The 18343-nt window shown below is 74.1% G+C and carries 17 protein-coding genes; 10 read left to right on the forward strand and 7 right to left on the reverse strand.

Annotation, left to right across the window (positions count from 1 at the left end):
• Positions 1 to 119: 119 nt before the first annotated feature.
• From ACIPLC_RS09675 to ACIPLC_RS09685, 3 genes are all read left to right on the forward strand, one after another.
• Positions 120 to 590, forward strand: a complete 471-nt coding sequence (locus tag ACIPLC_RS09675) for an ATP-binding protein (RefSeq protein WP_400472389.1) — start codon at positions 120 to 122, stop codon at positions 588 to 590.
• The gene (locus ACIPLC_RS09680; RefSeq protein WP_400472390.1) at positions 587 to 874 is read left to right on the forward strand and encodes a hypothetical protein; all 288 of its coding nucleotides are present in this window, start codon (positions 587 to 589) and stop codon (positions 872 to 874) included. Before ACIPLC_RS09675 ends, ACIPLC_RS09680 begins: the two co-directional genes overlap by 4 nt.
• 92 nt (positions 875 to 966) lie before the next feature.
• Positions 967 to 1428 carry a hypothetical protein gene (locus ACIPLC_RS09685; RefSeq protein WP_371516531.1) on the forward strand — a complete coding sequence of 154 codons (462 nt, stop codon included), beginning with the start codon at positions 967 to 969 and terminating at the stop codon, positions 1426 to 1428.
• Positions 1429 to 1450: 22 nt separating this feature from the next.
• On the opposite strand, the gene ACIPLC_RS09690 is transcribed toward ACIPLC_RS09685, so the two are convergent.
• Together ACIPLC_RS09690 and ACIPLC_RS09695 are read right to left on the reverse strand one after the other, a co-directional pair.
• Positions 1451 to 1882: an SRPBCC family protein gene (locus ACIPLC_RS09690; RefSeq protein ID WP_400472391.1), complete on the reverse strand. Its 432-nt coding sequence runs from the start codon at positions 1880 to 1882 to the stop codon at positions 1451 to 1453.
• Positions 1883 to 1977: 95 nt separating this feature from the next.
• Positions 1978 to 2622: a CatB-related O-acetyltransferase gene (locus ACIPLC_RS09695; protein WP_400472392.1), complete on the reverse strand. Its 645-nt coding sequence runs from the start codon at positions 2620 to 2622 to the stop codon at positions 1978 to 1980.
• Between the two features lie 76 nt (positions 2623 to 2698).
• Between ACIPLC_RS09695 and ACIPLC_RS09700 the strand changes: the two genes are divergently transcribed.
• Both ACIPLC_RS09700 and ACIPLC_RS09705 read left to right on the forward strand, forming a co-directional pair.
• Entirely contained in the window at positions 2699 to 3343 is a 645-nt protein-coding gene (locus tag ACIPLC_RS09700; RefSeq protein ID WP_400472393.1) for a formylglycine-generating enzyme family protein, read from the forward strand.
• 51 nt (positions 3344 to 3394) lie between these two features.
• The gene (locus ACIPLC_RS09705) at positions 3395 to 3916 is read left to right on the forward strand and encodes a GNAT family N-acetyltransferase (RefSeq protein WP_400472394.1); all 522 of its coding nucleotides are present in this window, start codon (positions 3395 to 3397) and stop codon (positions 3914 to 3916) included.
• 13 nt (positions 3917 to 3929) lie between these two features.
• Here the strand turns inward: ACIPLC_RS09705 and ACIPLC_RS09710 are convergent, their stop codons facing one another.
• Complete coding sequence (locus tag ACIPLC_RS09710) at positions 3930 to 4853, reverse strand: phosphotransferase family protein (protein ID WP_400472395.1); 924 nt, start codon at positions 4851 to 4853, stop codon at positions 3930 to 3932.
• A 214-nt stretch (positions 4854 to 5067) separates the two neighbouring features.
• On the opposite strand from ACIPLC_RS09710, the gene ACIPLC_RS09715 reads away from it, so the two are divergent.
• A complete protein-coding gene (locus tag ACIPLC_RS09715; RefSeq protein ID WP_400472396.1) occupies positions 5068 to 5511 on the forward strand; it encodes a hypothetical protein in 444 nt (147 codons plus the stop codon).
• Between the two features lie 59 nt (positions 5512 to 5570).
• Here the strand turns inward: ACIPLC_RS09715 and soxR are convergent, their stop codons facing one another.
• Positions 5571 to 6107 carry a redox-sensitive transcriptional activator SoxR gene (soxR, locus tag ACIPLC_RS09720; protein ID WP_400472397.1) on the reverse strand — a complete coding sequence of 179 codons (537 nt, stop codon included), beginning with the start codon at positions 6105 to 6107 and terminating at the stop codon, positions 5571 to 5573.
• Between the two features lie 57 nt (positions 6108 to 6164).
• Here soxR and ACIPLC_RS09725 point away from each other — a divergent pair, with 57 nt between their 5' ends.
• Both ACIPLC_RS09725 and ACIPLC_RS09730 read left to right on the forward strand, forming a co-directional pair.
• On the forward strand, positions 6165 to 6878 hold the full coding sequence (locus ACIPLC_RS09725; protein WP_400472398.1) for a transketolase: 714 nt from the start codon (positions 6165 to 6167) through the stop codon (positions 6876 to 6878).
• Positions 6879 to 7028: 150 nt separating this feature from the next.
• Positions 7029 to 7922: a transketolase family protein gene (locus tag ACIPLC_RS09730; RefSeq protein ID WP_400472399.1), complete on the forward strand. Its 894-nt coding sequence runs from the start codon at positions 7029 to 7031 to the stop codon at positions 7920 to 7922.
• Positions 7923 to 8010: 88 nt separating this feature from the next.
• Here the strand turns inward: ACIPLC_RS09730 and treZ are convergent, their stop codons facing one another.
• The 3 genes from treZ to glgX form a co-directional block, all read right to left on the reverse strand.
• Complete coding sequence (gene treZ, locus ACIPLC_RS09735; protein ID WP_400472400.1) at positions 8011 to 9741, reverse strand: malto-oligosyltrehalose trehalohydrolase; 1731 nt, start codon at positions 9739 to 9741, stop codon at positions 8011 to 8013.
• Between the two features lie 2 nt (positions 9742 to 9743).
• Positions 9744 to 12326, reverse strand: a complete 2583-nt coding sequence (gene treY / locus ACIPLC_RS09740) for a malto-oligosyltrehalose synthase (RefSeq protein WP_400472401.1) — start codon at positions 12324 to 12326, stop codon at positions 9744 to 9746.
• Positions 12327 to 12408: 82 nt separating this feature from the next.
• Positions 12409 to 14586 (reverse strand): glycogen debranching protein GlgX, encoded by a 2178-nt coding sequence (glgX, locus tag ACIPLC_RS09745; protein ID WP_400472402.1) that lies wholly within the window; start codon positions 14584 to 14586, stop codon positions 12409 to 12411.
• A 476-nt stretch (positions 14587 to 15062) separates the two neighbouring features.
• Between glgX and ACIPLC_RS09750 the strand changes: the two genes are divergently transcribed.
• Both ACIPLC_RS09750 and ACIPLC_RS09755 read left to right on the forward strand, forming a co-directional pair.
• On the forward strand, positions 15063 to 16337 hold the full coding sequence (locus ACIPLC_RS09750) for an SAV2148 family HEPN domain-containing protein (protein WP_400472403.1): 1275 nt from the start codon (positions 15063 to 15065) through the stop codon (positions 16335 to 16337).
• Positions 16338 to 16667: 330 nt separating this feature from the next.
• Positions 16668 to 18227: a carboxylesterase/lipase family protein gene (locus ACIPLC_RS09755; RefSeq protein WP_400472404.1), complete on the forward strand. Its 1560-nt coding sequence runs from the start codon at positions 16668 to 16670 to the stop codon at positions 18225 to 18227.
• Positions 18228 to 18343 lie beyond the last annotated feature (116 nt).

Consider the following 18343-nt stretch of genomic DNA (forward strand, 5'->3'; position numbering starts at 1 on the left):
TGACCGTGAACGTCCTGTGCGGTCTGCGGGCTTGCTTTCCGATGCATTGCGCCGGGCGCTCGCAGAGTCGGCAGCTCGGCCTTGGATCTTCTCCACTCGCTCCCGAAGGTGGCTTCGCCATGTTCGAATCGCCTGACAATCCCCCCGAGTTCGTGTCCAGCTGCTGGCTGCTGGCTGCTGGCTGCTGGCTGCTGCGCAGTCGGCGGTCGCCGGCGAAGGCCCGGCAGGTGCTCTTGCGGCTCCTCGACTCGACCCCTGCCGGTGAACTCTTCGCGGACTCCGGTCTGTTGGTGGTCTCCGAGCTCGTCACCAATGCCGTCGTGCATGGCACTCCGATCGGCAACCGGCTGTGGCTCTCCCTCTCCCTCATCCCCTCGCGACTGCGCATCGAGGTGCACGACGCGCGCCGTGACCGCGCGCCGCTCCTTCGCCCTGCGTCCGCCGAAGACGAGTCCGGGCGGGGCCTTCTCCTCGTCAAGCTCCTGTCCGAGCGCTGGGGTTGCTGCCCGCGCGTGCCCATCGGCAAGATCGTGTGGTCGGAGATCGGTTCCGCCGCCGCCTCCTCCGCCCCCGTGGAGCGTGTGGCGTGAACGAGGACCGCCTGGTCACCGCCGAGATCACCGGCGGTCTGATGCCGCCGACGATCTATGCCCTCCTCCCCAAGGCGCTCGACGCCCTCTGGCGTTCCCTCCAGTTCCAGCCCATGAGCCGCCCCCAGTGGCTCTGGTTCGAGCGCTACCTCACCGGCCCGTCCGCCGACCGCTTCGTCGCCGGTCACCTCGCCAGTGCGGGCCCGCTCGACCTCCCTGTCGTTCTCCCCGACTCCCTCCACCACCTGCGTCTCGGCTGGACGCCCCCCGGAGGCGAATGGTGAGCCGTCGCGCGACGGGCCGGCCCTGCCGCTCCTCTCGGCGTGGTGCGTGCTAGCTTTGAACGCGTTCAAATAAGTGGGTGCAAGGGGGAGCCGTGGCCGTGGTGCCGGGGAGTGCGAGGGTGCTGGCGGGGCTGGCGGCCGCGGTGTGTCTGCTCCCGCTGGCGCTCGTGGCGGTGGCGTTCGGCCTGGGCGGCTCGTTCTCGTTCCTGCACGTGATCGCGCTGGTCAGCGCTGCGGCCGCCGCCGTGCCGGTGTGCTACCGGGAGCTCGGCCCGTTCCGGATCGCCTGTGCGGCGGCGGGCGCGGTGGTGGCGGTCGCCTCGGTGCCGCTGCTGTTCGTGGGCATCTGGTTCGTGATCGGGTTCGGCGCGTGGCTCATGCTGGCGGCCTTCCTGTTCCTGCCGGTCGCCGCGATCCCCGCGCTGGTGGCCGCGTTCCAGCGCGCCCGCGGCCCCGAGTACGGCCAGACGGCGGCCGTCCTCGGGTGGACCGTGGGGGTGCTGTCGCTGCTGGGCTGGTCGCTGGTCGCGCTCTACGCGGTGATGGGGCGCTGAACTCCCGGACGGCCCGCCGTCGTCAGCCGGCGAACCGCTCGCGCAGGGCCGCCAGGCCGGCCGTGAACACCCCGTGGAGGCGGTCGGCGGAGTCCTTGCGGTGCTCGGCCTCGACGTCGTACGTGGCGCTCCACTCCACGAAGCTGGCGTCGAGCGCGGTGACCGGGGTGACCCGCAGCGTAGCCCGGTAGCCGTACAGCTCGAACGCCCCTTCGGGGAAGCTGTAGGTGTAGCTGCGGGCGTCCTCGTCGTAGGCGAGCAGCGTCTCGCGCAGCGCCGCGCCGTCGATCTCGAACACCCGGACCGACCCGATCGCGTTGCCCGTCAGCTCGTTGCCGAGGCTGCTGGCCGGCAGGCCCGGGTGCCAGCCGCCGAGGTTGTGGAAGTCCCCCAGCAGCTCCCACACCCGCTCGGCCGGAGCCTCCACGACCGTGCTGACCTTCGTACCCGTCATCGTCGTCGCCTTTCGCCAGCCTTCGTACGGACGGGCACCATCCTCGGGCCGCCGCACGCCGGGCGCCAGGGGGCCCGGCGGTCGGCGCCGGAAGATCACCTTCCCGGCGCGGCCGCTTCGAGGTCGTCGACGGTGCCGGACATGACGGTGCGCAGGTGCCGGGTGAGGTGGTCGGTCGGCCAGTCCCACCAGGCGAGGGCGAGCAGGCGGGCGATGTCCGGCTCGCTGTAGCGGGTGCGGATGAGCTTGGCCGGGTTGCCGCCGACGATCCCGTAGTCGGGGACGTCGTCGACGACGACGGCGCCGGAGGCGATGATCGCGCCGTGGCCGATGCGCACGCCGGGCATCACCATGGCGCCGTAGCCGATCCAGACGTCGCTGCCGACCACCGTGTCCCCCCGGCCGGCGAGGCCGGTGATCAGGTCGAAGTGCTCGGCCCAGCTTCCGCCCATGATGGGGAACGGGAAGGTCGAGGGGCCGTCCATGCGGTGGTTCGCCCCGTTCATGATGAACCGGACCCCCGTGCCCAGCGCGCAGAACTTCCCGATCACCAGCCGCTCCGGGCCGTAGTGGTAGAGCACGTTGCGGGTCTCGAACGCGGTCGCGTCGTCCGGGTCGTCGTAGTAGGAGTAGTCGCCGACGTCGATCAGCGGGGACGTCACCAACGGCTTGAGGAGCACCACACGCGGCTGCCCGGCCACCGGGTGGAGAGTCGAAGGGTCCGGCGGGACGGAACTCATGGCGGTGCCACTCCTGATCGTCAGGTGTGAAGAGCGGAAAGGACATTGATCATCCCACGGGCTAGGATCGCGGCCCATGGATGCGAGCACCCGAACCGACCTGATCGCCGTCCCGCCCGGCCGCGTCACGCTGTCGGACCGCCGTACGCAGCGGAGCTGGACTGTCGAGCTCGCCCCCTACGAGCTGGCGGCCTGTCCCGTCACCCGCGAGCAGTACGGCGCCGGGGCCGGCGACCGGCTCCCCGCCGACAGCGTCTCCTGGTACGACGCCGTCCGCTACTGCAACGACCTGTCCCGGCGGGACGGGCTGGCGCCGGCCTACCGGCTCGACGGCGAGTCCGTCACCTGGGACCGCGCCGCCGACGGCTACCGGCTGCCCACCGAGGCCGAGTGGGAGTACGCCTGCCGCGCCGGAACGGACGGCCCCCGCTACGGGCCGCTCGACGAGATCGCGTGGCACCGCGGCAACTCGGACGAGCGCCCGCACCCGGTGGGCGGCCTGCGCCCCAACGGCTTCGGCCTGTACGACCTGCTCGGCAACGTGTGGGAGTGGTGCTGGGACGTGTACGACGCCGAGGTGTACGGCGGCTACCGCGTGCTGCGCGGCGGCGGCTGGTTCGACGAGCACTGGAGCTGCCGCGCCTCCGTCCGCCGCCGCAGCCACCCCACCCTGCGGATCGACGACGTCGGCTTCCGGCTCGCCCGGTCGATCACCGCCTGAAGGCGTGCGCCGCGGGGAACCCGGGCCCGGTCGCGGACCGTTGGGGTCTGCATGAACGACGCACCGGTGTCCCTCAGACCGATCGGCGAAGCCGACCTCGACCCGCTCGAAGCACTGCTGAACGACCCCCAGGCGGTGGGCCCGTTCCAGTGGTACGGGTGGCGCGACCCCGGGCGGTTCCGGCGCCGCTGGGCGGAGCAGGGCCTGCTGGCGCCCGAGCAGTCGATGCTCGCGGTGCTCGCCGGGGACGAGTTCGCCGGGTTCGTCGCCTGGCGGCAGGTGGGCCAGGTGGACGTGGCGCCGTACTGGAACGTCGGCATCGTGCTCCGCCCGGAGGCGCGCGGCCGGGGCATCGGCACGCAGGCCCAACGGCTGCTGGTGGACTACCTGTTCGCCCACACCCCGGTGATGCGGCTGGAGGCGGACACCGAGGACGCCAACCTCGCCGAGCAGCGCGCGCTGGAGAAGTGCGGCTTCGTCCGCGAGGGCGTCCAGCGCAGCAGGGGCTTCCGGGACGGCCAATGGCGGGACATGGTCCTCTACAGCCTGCTGCGCACCGACCCCCGGCCCTGATCCGCAAGACCCGTCAGGCGACCCCGAACCACTCCTCCGCGAGGGCGTCCAGCGTCCGAGCGGAGGGCTTCAACTCCCGCAGGTACCACGGCAGGTGGCTGTACGCGTGGAGCAGCGTGTACGCCATCAGCAGGCGCGGGTCGAAGCCGCGCCCGTAGCCGGCGAGGAGGCGGCCGAGCAGGCGCCGGTCGGCGCGGGTGGTGAACAGGCCGACGGCGACGAGGTCGTAGGCCGGGTCGCCGACCATGGCGGGTTCGAAGTCGAGCAGGCCGGTCAGGCGCCAGCCGTCGGCCGGGTCGACGAGCAGGTGCTCGCGCATGAACTCGGTGTGCAGCAGGGCGCGTTGCGGCGTCGATGGCAGTGGCGCGGCGGCCAGGAAGTCGGGGATCTGCTCCAGCCAGGCCTCGGCCAGGCCGCGTTCGCGCTGGCGGGCCACCGCCCCGGCCCGCTGCCGGGCCAGGAAGGCGCCCCAGTCGCCGGGGCCGAGGGCGTCGGCGAGCGGTCCGGGGTCGAGGGCGTGCAGGGTGGCCAGTGCCCGGCCGCAGTCGTGGGCGATCCGCTCCCGGTCGGCCTGCGGGATCCGCGGCCAGGCGGGGGCCAGGCCCTCGCCGGACAGCCGTGACATCAGCACGTAGCGCCAGCCGTTGACGTAGGCGCCGGCGGCCCGTACGTCGGGGGTGGGGATCGGCAGGGCGCCCTGGAGGCGGGTGAGGACGCGCTCCTCGGTGACGCCGTCCTCGGCGCTGGCGGCGGGGAACAGCTTGAGGACGTACGCGTCGCCCACCGCGTAGACCGGGACTGACCCTTCCGTGAAACGCTCCAACGGCAGCCCGGCCAGGCCGAGTTCGGCGCAGAGGGCTTCGGCTCCGGGGCGCATCACCGCCTCGTCGGGCACGATCGCGTCCCACTGCTCTTCCGTCTCCACCGCTGGCAGCATGGGCGCACGGTAGGCAGGTCGGCGCCGCTGCGGCAACGGGTTTTCGCGGTCGGGGCCGACTGGTTCGGTGTCGGACACAGGATCGAACGCGTTCGGTGATCGGCGCCCGTTCGAGTGGAGGGCGATCGAAGGTCGTCCGGGCGGGCCCGGCACGGCTCTTGGCTGGGTGCGTCCGTCGTGGACGGGTGGCTAACTCGCAGGATGGAGTGCCGAGTTGTTGAAGGGTTTGGTCCGGGCCGCGCTGGTCTCGTCGCTGGTGACGGGGACGTTGTCGGTCGGGGCGCTGAGTGCCGAGGCGGCCGATGCGCGGTGTGCGGGTGACGGCGTGTGCCGGGCGGAGTTCACCAAGACCCAGGAGTGGGTCGAGTTCGTGGTCCCCAAGGGCGTGCACAGCCTCACCGCCTACGTGTGGGGTGCGGGTGGCGGCGGTGGCAGCGGTGCCACCGGTGGTGGTGGCGGCGGGGGCGGCGGCACCAGTGGTGGTGGCGGGGGTGGTGGCGGCGGCACCAGTGGCGGCTGCGCGTACGGCACGATCAAGGTCAAGCCGGGGCAGAAGCTGAAGGTGTTCGTCGGGCGCGGTGGGGAGGGTGCCGACGCGGGCGGGGCCGGCGGCGACGGCTACGTCGTGATCCGCTGGGACAAGCCGACCGGCGCCTGAGGTGGGCACGGAGTGGGAAGTCGGCAGGGTCGACTTCCCACTCCGTGTGCCGCAACGGTTCAGCGGGGCCCGCAGCCGTCGGCGGCGGGGGAGAGGGGTTCCGGGCCGCCGGCCGGGTCGCGGGTGAGGAGGTAGCGGGCGCCGGGGCCGGTGTCGCCGGCGCGGTCGGCGGCGTTGTAGAGGGCGCAGCGGGAGAGGGAGAGGCAGCCGCAGCCGATGCAGCCGGTCAGCTTGGCCTTGAGGCGCTGGAGTTCGGCGATCTGCTCGTCGATGCGGCTCTGCCAGGACGCGGCGACCCGGTCCCATTCGGCACCGCTGGGGGCGGGGCGTTCGGGGAGCCGGTCGAGGGCGACGCGGGCCTCGTCGAGGGAGAGGCCGACGCGCTGGGCGGCGCGGACGAAGGCGAGCCGGCGCAGCGTGCCGCGGGGGTAGCGGCGCTGGCCGCCGGCGGTGCGGGTGGCGTGGATGAGGCCGAGGCTCTCGTAGTAGCGCAGGGCGGAGGCGGCGAGGCCGCTGCGGCGGCCGAGTTGGCCGATGGTGAGCAGGTCGTCGCGGTGGGGGCCGGGGCTGCGGCCGTGGTCCGGGGGCGCGGTCATGGGCACCCACTGTAGCCGCTTGACCTCAAGTCGGCTTTAAGTTGCACCATCGTGGTCATGACGACGAACGCAACCGCGAACCTCGCGGAGACCGCCCGCTTCGAGGACCTGTCGGCGCTGATGGGCCTGATGACCGGCGACGAGAAGCACGGCCCCGCCGCCACCTCCACCCTGGACGCGCTCTGGGTGCTGTACGACAGGGTCCTGCGGGTGAGCCCGGAGCGGGCCGGGGCGCAGGACCGGGACCGCTTCCTGCTCTCCAAGGGCCACGGCCCGATGGCGTACTACGCGGTGCTGGCGGCCAAGGGCTTCATCGACCCCGGGGTGCTGCCGAGCTTCGGCGGCTACGACTCCCCGCTCGGCCACCACCCGGACCGGATGCTCGTCCCCGGTGTGGAGATCGCCTCCGGCTCGCTCGGGCACGGCCTGCCGCTGGGCGTCGGCACGGCGCTCGGGCTGCGGGCGCAGGGCCTGACCGACCCGGCGGTGTGGGTGCTGGTCGGCGACGCCGAGTTCGACGAGGGCTCCAACCACGAGGCGGTGGCCTTCGCCGGCGCGTACGGGCTGGACCGGCTGCACGTGGTGGTGATCGACAACTCCTCGGCCACGCACGGCTGGCAGGGCGGGATCGCGGCCCGGTTCGCGGCCGAGGGCTGGTCGGCGCAGACGGTGGACGGCCGCGACCACGAAGCGCTGTACCGGGCCTTCACCGCCGAGCACCCGGGCCGCCCGCACGTGGTGGTCGCCCGGGTCGAGCCCAAGAACTCCTGAGGCCGAGAAGCCCTGAGCCCAAGAATCCTTGAGCCCAAGAATCCTTGAGCCCAAGATCCTTGAGCCCGAGAACCCTTGAGCCCGAGAACCCCTGAGCCCGAGAAACCCCACGCACGAGCCAACCAGTGCGAACCGAGAGGCACTTCACCGATGGACACCATGCGCGACCGCTTCATCGACGTCACCAGCCGCCTGCTGGACGAGGACCCCCGGCTGGCCGTGGTGCTCGCCGACATCAGTGCGGCCGCCTTCGAGCCGGCCCAGCAGCGCCACCCGGACCGGGTGGTCAACGTCGGCATCCGCGAACAACTGCTGATCGGCGCGGCCGGCGGCCTGGCGCTGACCGGGATGCGCCCGATCGCCCACACCTTCGCCAGCTTTCTGATCGAACGGCCCTTCGAGCAGGTCAAGTTGGACCTCGTCCACCAGGGCGTCGGCGCCGTCCTGGTGAGCGCGGCCGGCTCCTACGACTGGCCGGCCGGCGGCCGCACCCACATGTCCCCGGGCGACGTCGCCCTGCTGGACACCCTGCCGGACTGGACCGTCCACGTGCCGGGCCACCCGGACGAGGCCGAGCAACTGCTGCGCCACGCCGCCGCCGACGGCGACCGCAACGTGTACGTCCGGCTCTCGGCGCACCAGAACGCGGCGGCCGTGCCGGTCGAGGCGGGCCGGTTCACCACCGTGCGGCAGGGCTCGCGCGGCGTGGTCCTCGCCGTCGGGCCGATGCTGGACGCGGTGCTCGCGGCCACCGAGGGCCTGGACGCCACCGTGCTGTACGCGGCGACGGTGCGCCCCTTCGACGCGGCCGGGCTGCGGGCGGCGGTGGGGGACCGGGCGGACGTGGTGCTGGTCGAGCCGTACCTGGCGGGCACCTCGGCGAACGAGGCGCACGCCGCGCTGGCCGACCGCCCGCACCGGGTGCTGGGCCTGGGCGTCCCGCGCGAGGAGCACCGGCACTACGGCTCGATCCCGGAGCACCTGGCCGCCTACGGTCTGGACGCGGCCTCGCTGCGGGAGCGGATCGGCACCTTCCTCTGGTGACGCACGCGGTGACGCACGCGGTGACGCACGCGGTGACGCACGTGGTGAGTCACACTGCCGAGTCACGCCGCCGAGTCACGCTGCCGAGTCACACCGCGACGATCGCCACCGCGTCCGCCCCCAGCCGTACCGCCGTCCCGTCCAGCGCCGCCGCCCCGAAGGCCGCGACCAGTTCGCGCCCGGTCCCGTCCAGCGGCAACGCGGCCTCGGCGGGGCCGAGGTTGACGGCGATCCGGTACGGCCCGCGGTGCACCACCAGCCAGCGCGCCGCCTCGTCGTACGCCACCCGCACCGCGCCGAGGTCGGGGTCGGACAGCTCCGGTCGTTCACGGCGCAGCCTGATCAACGTCCGGTGCCAGGTGAGGAGTTCGGCGTGCGGGGCGCGCCGGGGCTCGGTCCAGTCGAGGACGGAGCGCAGGACGGTGGCGGGCTCCTGCGGGTCGGGGACGGACTCGGCGGCCCAGCCGTGTTCGGCGAACTCCCGGCGCCGGCCCTGCCGGACGGCCTCGGCGAGCTGCGGGTCGGTGTGGTCGGTGAAGTACTGCCAGGGGGTGGCCGCGCCCCACTCCTCGCCCATGAACAGCATCGGGGTGAACGGTGAGGTGAGCACCAGCGCGGCGCCGCAGGCGAGTCGGCCGGCGGTGAGGCTGGTGGAGATGCGGTCCCCGAGGGCCCGGTTGCCGATCTGGTCGTGGGTCTGCAGGTAGCCGAGCAGCCGGTGTCCGCCGTCCGGCGGGAACGGGCGGCCGTGGCCGCGGCCGCGGAAGCCGGACCAGGTGCCGTCGTGGAAGAAGCCGCGGGTGAGCGTCTTGGCGACGGCGGCGAGCGGGCGGTGGGCGAAGTCGCCGTAGTAGCCCTGGGATTCGCCGGTGAGCGCGCAGTGCAGGGCGTGGTGGAAGTCGTCGTTCCACTGAGCGGTGAGGCCCTGGCCGCCGACCGCGCGCGGGGCGGTGGTGTGCGGGGTGTTGAGGTCGGACTCGGCGATCAGGAACAGCGGGCGGTTGGTCGCGACGGCCAACGTGTCGACCTCGTGGGACAGTTCCTCCAGGAAGTGGACGGCCCGGTCGTCCGCGAGGGCGTGCACGGCGTCCAGTCGCAGGCCGTCGATCCGGTAGTCGCGCAGCCAGCCGAGCGCGCTGCCGATCAGGTAGCGGCGCACCTCGTCGGAGCCGGGGGCGTCCAGGTTGACCGCCGCCCCCCACGGGGTGTGGTGCCGGTCGGTGAAGTACGGGCCGTACGCGGGAAGGTAGTTGCCGGAGGGGCCGAGGTGGTTGTGGACGACGTCCAGCACCACGCCGAGGCCCTTGCGGTGGGCGGCGTCGACGAAGCGCTTCAGCCCCTCGGGCCCGCCGTACGGCTCGTGCACGGCCCACGGCGAGACCCCGTCGTAGCCCCAGCCGTGCCGGCCGGGGAACGGGCAGACCGGCATCAGTTCGACGAAGTCGACGCCCAATTCGACGAGGTGGTCGAGGTGTTCGGCGGCGGCGTCGAAGGTGCCGCGCGGGGTGAAGGTGCCGATGTGCAGTTCGTACAGCACGGCGCCGGGCAGCGCGCGGCCGCGCCAGCCGGTCTGCGACCAGCGGAACGCGGCGTGGTCGACCGGGCGGCTGGGGCCGTCGGGGCCGTGCGGCTGCCAGGGCGAGCGCGGGTCGGGCAGCGGCGGCCCGCCGTCGAGGCGGAAGGCGTAGTCGCCGGTGGGGGCGTCGCCGGCCCACCAGCCCGGGCGGTCCGGGCAGCGCGCCAGCCGGTGGGCGGAGCCGTCGACGTCGACCTCGACCCGGTCGGTGGCGAGGGGCGCCCACACCTCGTAGGTCCGCACGCTCAGCTCCTCCTCGTCAGCAGCGCCACCGGCTGGTCCGCCAGCAGCTGCGCGACGGGCACCGCGCCCGCCGGGTGGGTCCGCAGCGTCAGCAGGTCCGTCCAGGGCCCGCCCTCGGGCAGCTCCAGGACGGTGCCGCGCCAGCCGCCGGCGCGGTCCAGCCCGTAGGGGAGCCGGGTGACGGCGGTGACCACGTCGGCGCCGCGGGCGAAGGCCAGCAGGTGGTCGGCGGCGGGGCCGGCGGCGGTCAGCGGCCGGTAGGGCCCGAGAGGGCGGGAGCGCCGCAGGTGCAGCGCCGTCCTGGTGAGGTGCAGCTTCTCGCGGGCGAGGTCGCCGGGGCGCGGGGTGGCCGCGTCGGTGAGCCGGACGGCGAGCGCGCCGAGGTCCACCACGCCCCGGTTGTCCGGGTCGACGAGGGTGTACAGCGGCTCCTCGCTGCCCTGGTAGAGGTCGGGCACGCCCGGGATGGTGAGGTGCAGCAGCGCGGCGGCGAGGGTGTTGGCGCGGGCGTACGGGGCGAGGGCGTGCACCAGGCCCTCGATCCGGGGCAGCAGGCCGGGGTTGGTGTGGACGGCGCGGGCGCGCGCGGCGAGCGCCTGCTCGAAACGGGCGTCGGGGGCGGTCCACGAGGTGTGCAGCTTGGCCTCGCGGGCGGCCTTGAGGAGGGCGGCGACGAGCCGGTCGGCGTCGATCGGCCAGGCGGCGACGAGGGTGTGCCAGAGCAGCCAGTCGCCGTCGCGGGCGCCGTGGCCGCTGTGGCCGTCGTGGCCGTCGCCGTCGCGGGCGCCATCGGAGCAGGAGCAGGAGCAGGAGCAGGACTCGGGGCCGGAGCCGGAGCCGGATCCGGATCCGGATCCGGGGCCGGAGTCGGCCCCGGCGGCGGTGGACCAGGCGGCGGCCTCGGCGGCCCAGGCCTCGGGCCGCTCGGCGAGGACGGCGAGCCGGGCGCGGGCGTCGGCGCTGCGCTTGGTGTCGTGGGTGGACAGCACGGTCATGCTGTGCGGCCAGGCGCGCTCCAGGTAGCGGCACCAGTCGTGGAACGCGGCCGGGTGCAGCCCCGGCCGGCCGGGCTCGCCGCCGACCTCGTTGAGGCCGGGCAGCGCGTTCCACCGGTAGAAGGCGGTGTCCTCGACGCCCTTGGCAGCGACGGCGGCGGCGGTCTGCGCGAAGCGCACGCAGAACTCGTCCTGCTGCGGCCCGCGCCCCAGCTCCCCGAGGGCCAGGGCGGCGACCAGCCGGTCCGTCGGGTCGGCCGAGCCGCCCAGCGCCGCGCGCACCTGCTCGGCCGAGGCCGGCGGCACCGACTCCCCGGGCCGGGCGTACGGCCGGTACGCCGGGTAGCCGGTGAACAGCCGCCGCAGCGCCGCGCGCAGCCGCCAGGGCGCGTGGTCGGCGTGCGCGGGCTCGGCGGCGCCGATCCGCAGCGCGATCCGCACCAGCCGGTCGACCTCGGCGGCCAGCTCGCCGTGCGGCGCGGTCATGTCGGCCCGCCCGCGCCGGGCGGCGGCGACCGCCGGGTGGGGGTCGGCGCGGGGTGCGCCGTCCGGGGCGGACCCGGTCAGGAACGCCGCGTACGCCCCGGCCAGCCGGCAGGCGCCCGCGTGGTCGGTGAGCACGCCGTCGATGCGGCGCAGCGTGTCGTAGCCGGTGGTGCCGGCGACCGGCCAGTCCTCGGGCAGCCGCTCGTCGCCGGTGAGGATCTTCTCGACGACGGTGTACGCCCCGCCGGTGGCGCGGGCGAGGCGGCGCAGGTAGCCGCGCGGGTCGGCGAGCCCGTCGGGGTGGTCGATCCGGAAGCCGTCGACGACGCCCTCGGCGTGCAGCCGCAGCAGGACGGCGTGGGTGGCGGCGAACACCTCGGGCTCCTCGACCCGGACGGCGATCAGCTCGTTGATGGTGAAGAAGCGCCGGTAGTTCAGTTCGGTGCGGGCCAGGCGCCACCAGGCGAGCCGGTACCACTGGCGGGCGAGCAGCTCGTCGAGCGGCAGCCCCGAGGTGCCGGGCCGCAGCGGCAGCTCGTGGTCGTGGTAGCGCAGCACCTCGCCGTCCACCACCAGCCGGTCCAGCTCGGCGCCGAGCCGGTCGCCGAGCAGCGGCAGCAGCACCCGGCCGCGTGCGGGGGCGTCGGCGGGGCCGGGCTGGGCGGTCCAGTCGATGTCGAACCAGCGTGCGTGCGGCGAGTCGGGGCCGTCGCGCAGCACCTGCCACAGCGGCCGGTTGAGCCGTTCGGGGACGGGCACGGCCATGTGGTTGGGCACCACGTCGACGAGCAGCCGCAGGCCGTGCCGGTGGGCGGCGGCGGCCAGGGCGCGCAGGGCGGCCTCGCCGCCGAGCTGCTCGCTGATCCGGCCGTGGTCGACGGTGTCGTAGCCGTGGGTGGAGCCGGGGGCGGCCTCCAGCAGCGGGGACAGGTGCAGGTGGGAGACGCCGAGGGCGGCGAGGTAGGGGACGGCGGTGGTGGCGTCGTGGAGGGTGAAGCCGGGTTGCAGCTGGAGGCGGTAGCTGGCCGTGGGGGCGGTGGCGGGGCCGGAGGAGGGGGAGGTGGCGGCCGGGCGGGGCGGTGCGGGCTCGGCGGCGGAGGTCATAGGTCCATGAGTACCCGGGGGAGCCCGCCGCCAAGACCCGTTGCTGGTCCGAACAGGTGAGCGCACCTGCCCCCGGGAGCGGTCAGGCCGGCCGCTGGAGCACCATCAGCGAACGGTCGGTGAGCCACAGCGCGTCCCCGGCCTTGACCCGCGCGCCCGCGCCCGGGGCGGGCAGCCGGGGCTGCGCGGTGTCGACGACGACCTGCCACTCCTGCCCGTGGTCGGCGGGCACGGTGAACTCCAGGGGCTCGAAGTGCGCGTTGAACATCAGCAGGAAGGAGTCGTCGACGATCCGCCCGCCGCGCCGGTCCGGCTCGGAGATGGCGTAGCCGTTGAGGAAGACGGTCAGCGACTTGGCGTAGCTGGCGCCCCAGTTGCGCTTGGTCATCTCCTCCCCGCCGGGGGTGAACCAGGCGATGTCGGTGAGGTCGTCGTGGCCGCCGGAGCCGTAGCCGCCGGAGCCGGGCCCGCCGGAGGCCAGCCGCCCCGCCCCGGGCCGCCCCGGGACCGGCCGCCCGTGGAAGAAGCGCCGCCGCCGGAACACCGGGTGGTCGCGGCGCAGCCAGATCATCCCCTGGGTGAACTCCAGCAGCCGCGCCTCGGGCCCGTCGCCGTCCGGCCAGTGCACCCAGGTGAGTTCGTTGTCCTGGCAGTAGGCGTTGTTGTTGCCCTGCTGGGTGCGGCCGAGTTCGTCGCCGTGGGAGAGCATCGGCACGCCCTGGGAGAGCATCAGGGTGGCGATGAAGTTGCGCTGCTGGCGGGCTCTGAGCTCCTCGACGGCCGGGTCGGTGCCGGGGCCCTCGACGCCGCAGTTCCAGGAGCGGTTGAAGGACTCGCCGTCGCGGTTGTCCTCGCCGTTGGCCTGGTTGTGCTTGTCGTTGTAGGAGACGAGGTCGCGCAGGGTGAAGCCGTCGTGGCAGGTCACGAAGTTGATGGAGGCGATGGGGCGGCGGCCGTCGTCCTGGTAGAGGTCGGAGGAGCCGGTGAGCCGGGAGCCGAACTCGGCGAGGGCGGCGGTCTCGCCGCGCCACAGATCGCGCACGGTGTCCCGGTACATGCCGTTCCACTCGGTCCACAGCGGCGGGAAGTTGCCGACCTGGTAGCCGCCCTCGCCGAGGTCCCAGGGTTCGGCGATCAGCTTGGCCTGGGAGACCACCGGGTCCTGCTGGACGAGGTCGAAGAAGGAGGAGAGCCGGTCGACCTCGTGGAACTGCCGGGCCAGGGTGGCGGCGAGGTCGAAGCGGAAGCCGTCGACGTGCATCTCGGTGACCCAGTAGCGCAGCGAGTCCATGATCAGCTGGAGCACGTGCGGGCTGCGCATCAGCAGGCTGTTGCCGGTGCCGGTGGTGTCCTCGTAGAACCGCTGGTCCCGGGCGAGGCGGTAGTAGGAGACGTTGTCCAGGCCGCGCAGGGAGAGCGTCGGCCCGAGGTGGTTGCCCTCGGCGGTGTGGTTGTAGACGACGTCCAGGATCACCTCGATCCCGGCCGCGTGCAGCGCCTTGACCATCGACTTGAACTCCTGCACCTGCTGGCCCCGGTCGCCGCTGGAGGCGTAGGAGGAGTGCGGGGCGAAGAAGCCGATGGTGTTGTAGCCCCAGTAGTTGGTCAGGCCCAGGTCGCGCAGCCGGTGGTCGCGGACGAACTGGTGCACCGGCATCAGCTCGATCGCGGTGACGCCGAGCTTGGCCAGGTGCTCGATCACCGCCGGGTGGGCCAGGCCCGCGTAGGTGCCGCGGATCTCCTCGGGGATGCCCGGGTGCAGCCGGGTGAGGCCCTTGACGTGGGCCTCGTAGATGACGGTGCGGTGGTAGTCGGTGCGCGGCGGGTGGTCGGTGCCCCAGTCGAAGTACGGGTTGATCACCACCGAGTGCATGGTGTGCGGGGCGGAGTCGAGGTCGTTGCGGCGCTCGGGGGCGCCGAAGTGGTAGCCGTAGACCGCCTCGTCCCAGTCGATGTGCCCGCTCATCGCCTTGGCGTACGGGTCCAGCAGCAGCTTGGCGCTGTTGTGGCGCTGGCCTAGGCCGGGGTTGTACGGGCCGTGGACGCGGAAGCCGTAGCGCTGGCCGGGCTGGACGCCCGGGAGGTAGGCGTGCCGGACGAAGGCGTCCGTCTCGCGCAGTTCGACGGCCGTCTCCGAGCCGTCCTCGTCGATCAGGCACAGCTCGATCCGGTCGGCACTCTCGGAGAACACCGCGAAGTTGGTGCCGACCCCGTCGTAGGTGGCGCCGAGGGGGTAGGGCTTACCGGGCCAGACCTGCATGAGTCCTCAACTTCCTTGCAGTCAACGGAAACTGACATGTAGTCCGATAACGTGCCCGGACCCGGACGCTCTCTTCCCGGCCGGGCGGCCGGGCATGTGCGGCGCTCGCGCGCCGTGATGCACGGCACAGTGCGCATACTCCCCGAGCCTTCCCCCGGCGGCCGGGACATGTGCCGCCGGTTCGCCCGAACGGGTGTCCAGCCGGCATTCCTGCGATAAGCGCGGGCCTGCGATGGGCGCGGGCCTGCGATCGGCGGGTCCTGCGACGAGCACGGGCCGGTGGCGGGTGGCGGCCTGTGAAGGGTGGGGGGCCGGCGGCGGGTGGGTCCGGTGGTGGTGCCGGGCCCCATGGGCCATCCGGCTGCGCACCGCTCGCGGCGGGCAGTACCCTTGATCGTCCGGCCGCCCCCGGTCCGGTGGCGCTCCATCAGCCGCGCGGGGGCGGAGCGAAGAGCAGCAACCAGGTGAGGTGGCGCATGGTGTTCCCCGCCGGCGGCCGCGGCCCGGGGCCCGACGGCCCCGACCGGGGCGGCGCCCGCAGCGAGGCGCCCACGGTCGTCATGCGCCCCACCCTGTCCGGCCGCCCCCTGGTGCCCGCCCAGGGCGGCCCGGTCGAGATACCCGCCCTCGCCTGGTCCGCCGCCGAATGGGAGGACGCCTACCAGCGGGTCCGCCTGTCCGGCCGCGCCTACGTCTGGCTCAACCTGGTCGAGCAGCGGCTGCGCTCCCTCGTCGACGAGGTGCTGCACCCCATCTACGCCCCCGCCCACGGCGAGGACTGGGTCACCGCCGCCGCCGGCCCCGCCGGCGAGGAGTGGGCGCACCGGGCGGGCGCCGTCCGCGAGGTCAGCCGCCGCAAGGGCTACCTGCTCGACCCGGCCGACGACGACCCGCTGGTCTTCCTCACCCTGCCCCAGCTGCGCGAGCTGATGGTCCAGCACTGGCCCTGCTTCGAGCCCTACCTGTCCGACCGGCGCGAGATCGAACTCGCCCTGGACGAACTGGAGGTGGCCCGGCACGTGGTCTCCCGCAACCGGGTGCTCACCCAGACCGTCCTCGCCCAGACCGAACGCGCCGCCGCCCGCCTGCTCGCCGTCCTCGACGGCGGCGCCGGCGGCGTGCCCGCCGACGTGGTCGAGTCGCTGGTGGCCGGCCGGTACGCGGACGTCGTCGCCGTGCACGCCGACCGCGTCCGCCTCCAGCGCGACCTGCCCGTCGAGGACCTGCTGGAAGGCGCCCGGCGCCTGGACGCGCTCGGCATCGGTCTCGGCATGCTCTGCCAGAACTACACCGGCAAGCGGCTGGTGCGCCTGGCCGGCGACGGCTGCCGGGTCCGCCTGCTCTTCCTCAACCCGGCGAGCAGCGCCGTCCGCCGCCGCGAACGCGAACTCGGCCTGGGGCGCGGCGAGTTGTCGCGCTCCATCGAGATGAACATCATGCACGTGCGCCGGGTGCGGGCCCGGCTGCGCGACCAGGGCGGCTTCGAGATCCGGGTCTTCGACGAGACCCCGCGCTTCACCGCCTACCTCGTCGAGGGCCCCCGCCCGACCGGCCAGGTCGGCGGCCGCCGCCAGAGCCGCGACCTCGGCGTCATCCAGCCCTACCTGCGCCGCGCCCGGGGCATGGAGTCCCCGGCCCTGGTGCTGCGCGGCGGCGCCGGCCAGCAGCCCGGCGGCAGCGAACAGGGCCTGCTGGAGGTCTACCGCGAGGAGTTCGAGGGCGCCTGGGGCGACTCCCGGTCGGTGTCCTGAACCCCGCCCAATCCTGACGGTCCGTCAGGCTCCGTTCTCCACCCCCGGGTGGAGACCCGGAACTCCATCCGTGCGGCGGCGACACCCCGGGGCCGCACCGCGCAAGCTGGGGGCGGGGTCGCGGCCGCACGAGCGGCGCGACGACGTCGAGGGGAGTGCGCCGTGATGGACGGAACAACGCGCGGGGCAGTGCGCGGGGCAGTGCGTGGACCAGCACGGGGAAGGCTGCACGAAGGACCCCGCGAAGGGCCCGGCGAGGGGCCGCGCGGAAGACTGCCGGGGAAGGCGGGCGGACCCGCCCGCCGGCGCTGGCCGTTCGCGCTGGCCGGTGTGACGGCGGCCCTGCTGGGCCTGCTGCCGGCCGTCCCCGCCGAGGCCCGGGAGGCGGGCGGCTGCCGTACGGCGACCTCCGTCGGCCGCCTGCAAGGGGTGGCCCAGGACGGCCGGTGCGCCTACCTGGGCGTCCCGTACGCGGCGCCGCCCACCGGCGAGCGCCGGTTCCGCCCGCCGCAGCCGGCCGCGCCCTGGTCCGGAACGCTGCGGGCCACCCAGGCCCGCCCCGGCTGCCCGCAGGACCTGAGCGCGGGCGGCGACGGCACCGAAGACTGCCTGTACCTCAACGTGTGGTCGGCGCACGGCGGCGGTGCCCGCAAACCCGTCATGGTCTTCCTGCACGGCGGCGCGGACGAACTCGGCGCCGCCGGCCAGCCCGTCTTCGACGGCGGCCTGCTGGCCGAGCGCGGCGGCGCCGTCGTGGTGAACCTGGACTACCGGCTCGGCATCCTGGGCTGGACGGAACTCGGCGCGCTCGACCCGTCCTACGCCGGCTCGGGCGACAACGGGCTGCGCGACGAGAGCGCCGCGCTGACCTGGGTGCGCCGGCACATCGGCGCCTTCGGCGGTGACCCGGGCAACGTCACCGTCTTCGGCCAGTCGGCCGGGGCGATCTCGATCAGCGCCCTGCTGGCCGGCGACCACCCCGAGCGCCTCTTCCAGCGCGCCATCGTCGAGAGCGGGCCCGGCTACCTGGTGCACACCGCGGCCGCCGCGCGGGCCACCGCCGGGAAGGTCTTCGCCACCGGCGGCATCCGCACCGTCGCGGACCTCGACCGGCTGAGCACCCAACAGGTCCTCGAACTCCAGGAACAGGTCCAGCACGGGCTCTCCGGACTGTCCTCCGCGGTCTTCTTCGGCCCCTCCATCGACGGGGCACTGGTGCCCGGCCCGGTCGTCGAACGGATCGCCGCCGGCAGCGCCCGCGACGTCGACGTGATGACCGGCACCACCGAGAACGAGACCGACTACTGGGCGCTGTTCGACCCCACGCTGCCGGACCTCCCGCTGAGCGCCTACCGCAACCTGCCCCCCGTGCTCGCCGACCGCAAACAGCAGCTGTACGACCGGTACGCCGCCGACCGACCCGGGGCCACCGAGGGCCGGGTGGTGAACGCGATGCTCACCGACCAGACCGAACGGATCCCCACCCTGCGCCTGGCCGAGGCCCAGTCCCGCTGGCGGCCCACCTACGTCTACCAGTTCGACTGGCACGTGCCCTACGTCCCCGGCCTGCCCGCCGCCCAGAACCTGGGCGCCATGCACACCCTGGAACTGCCCTTCGTCTTCGGCGGCCTGGACCTCGGCGCGTTCCCGCGCGGCGCGCAGACCGTCGCCGCCCAGCGGCCCGAACTCACCCGGCTGTCCGAGCGGATGGCGGACGCCTGGGCCTCCTTCGCCCGCCGGGGGGAGCCGGGCTGGCCGTCCTACACCGCCGACGCCCGGGCCACCCGGATCTGGGACCTCAACCCCAGCGTCCAGTACGCCCCGCACGACGACGAACGCGCCCTCTGGGACGACTACTCCTTCCCCGCCCTGGACCTCGGCACCCGCTAGCCGCACCGCCCACCGCAGGAGGGGGCCCGGCCGCCGCCAGGCCCGGCCCCCTCCTGCGCGCCGGTGTCCAACCCCCGAAACCCGCTGGCCAGGCCGGTGCGGCCGCTGCCACACTG

It is taken from the genome of Kitasatospora sp. NPDC086801, assembly GCF_044745805.1.
GTDB lineage: Bacteria > Actinomycetota > Actinomycetes > Streptomycetales > Streptomycetaceae > Kitasatospora.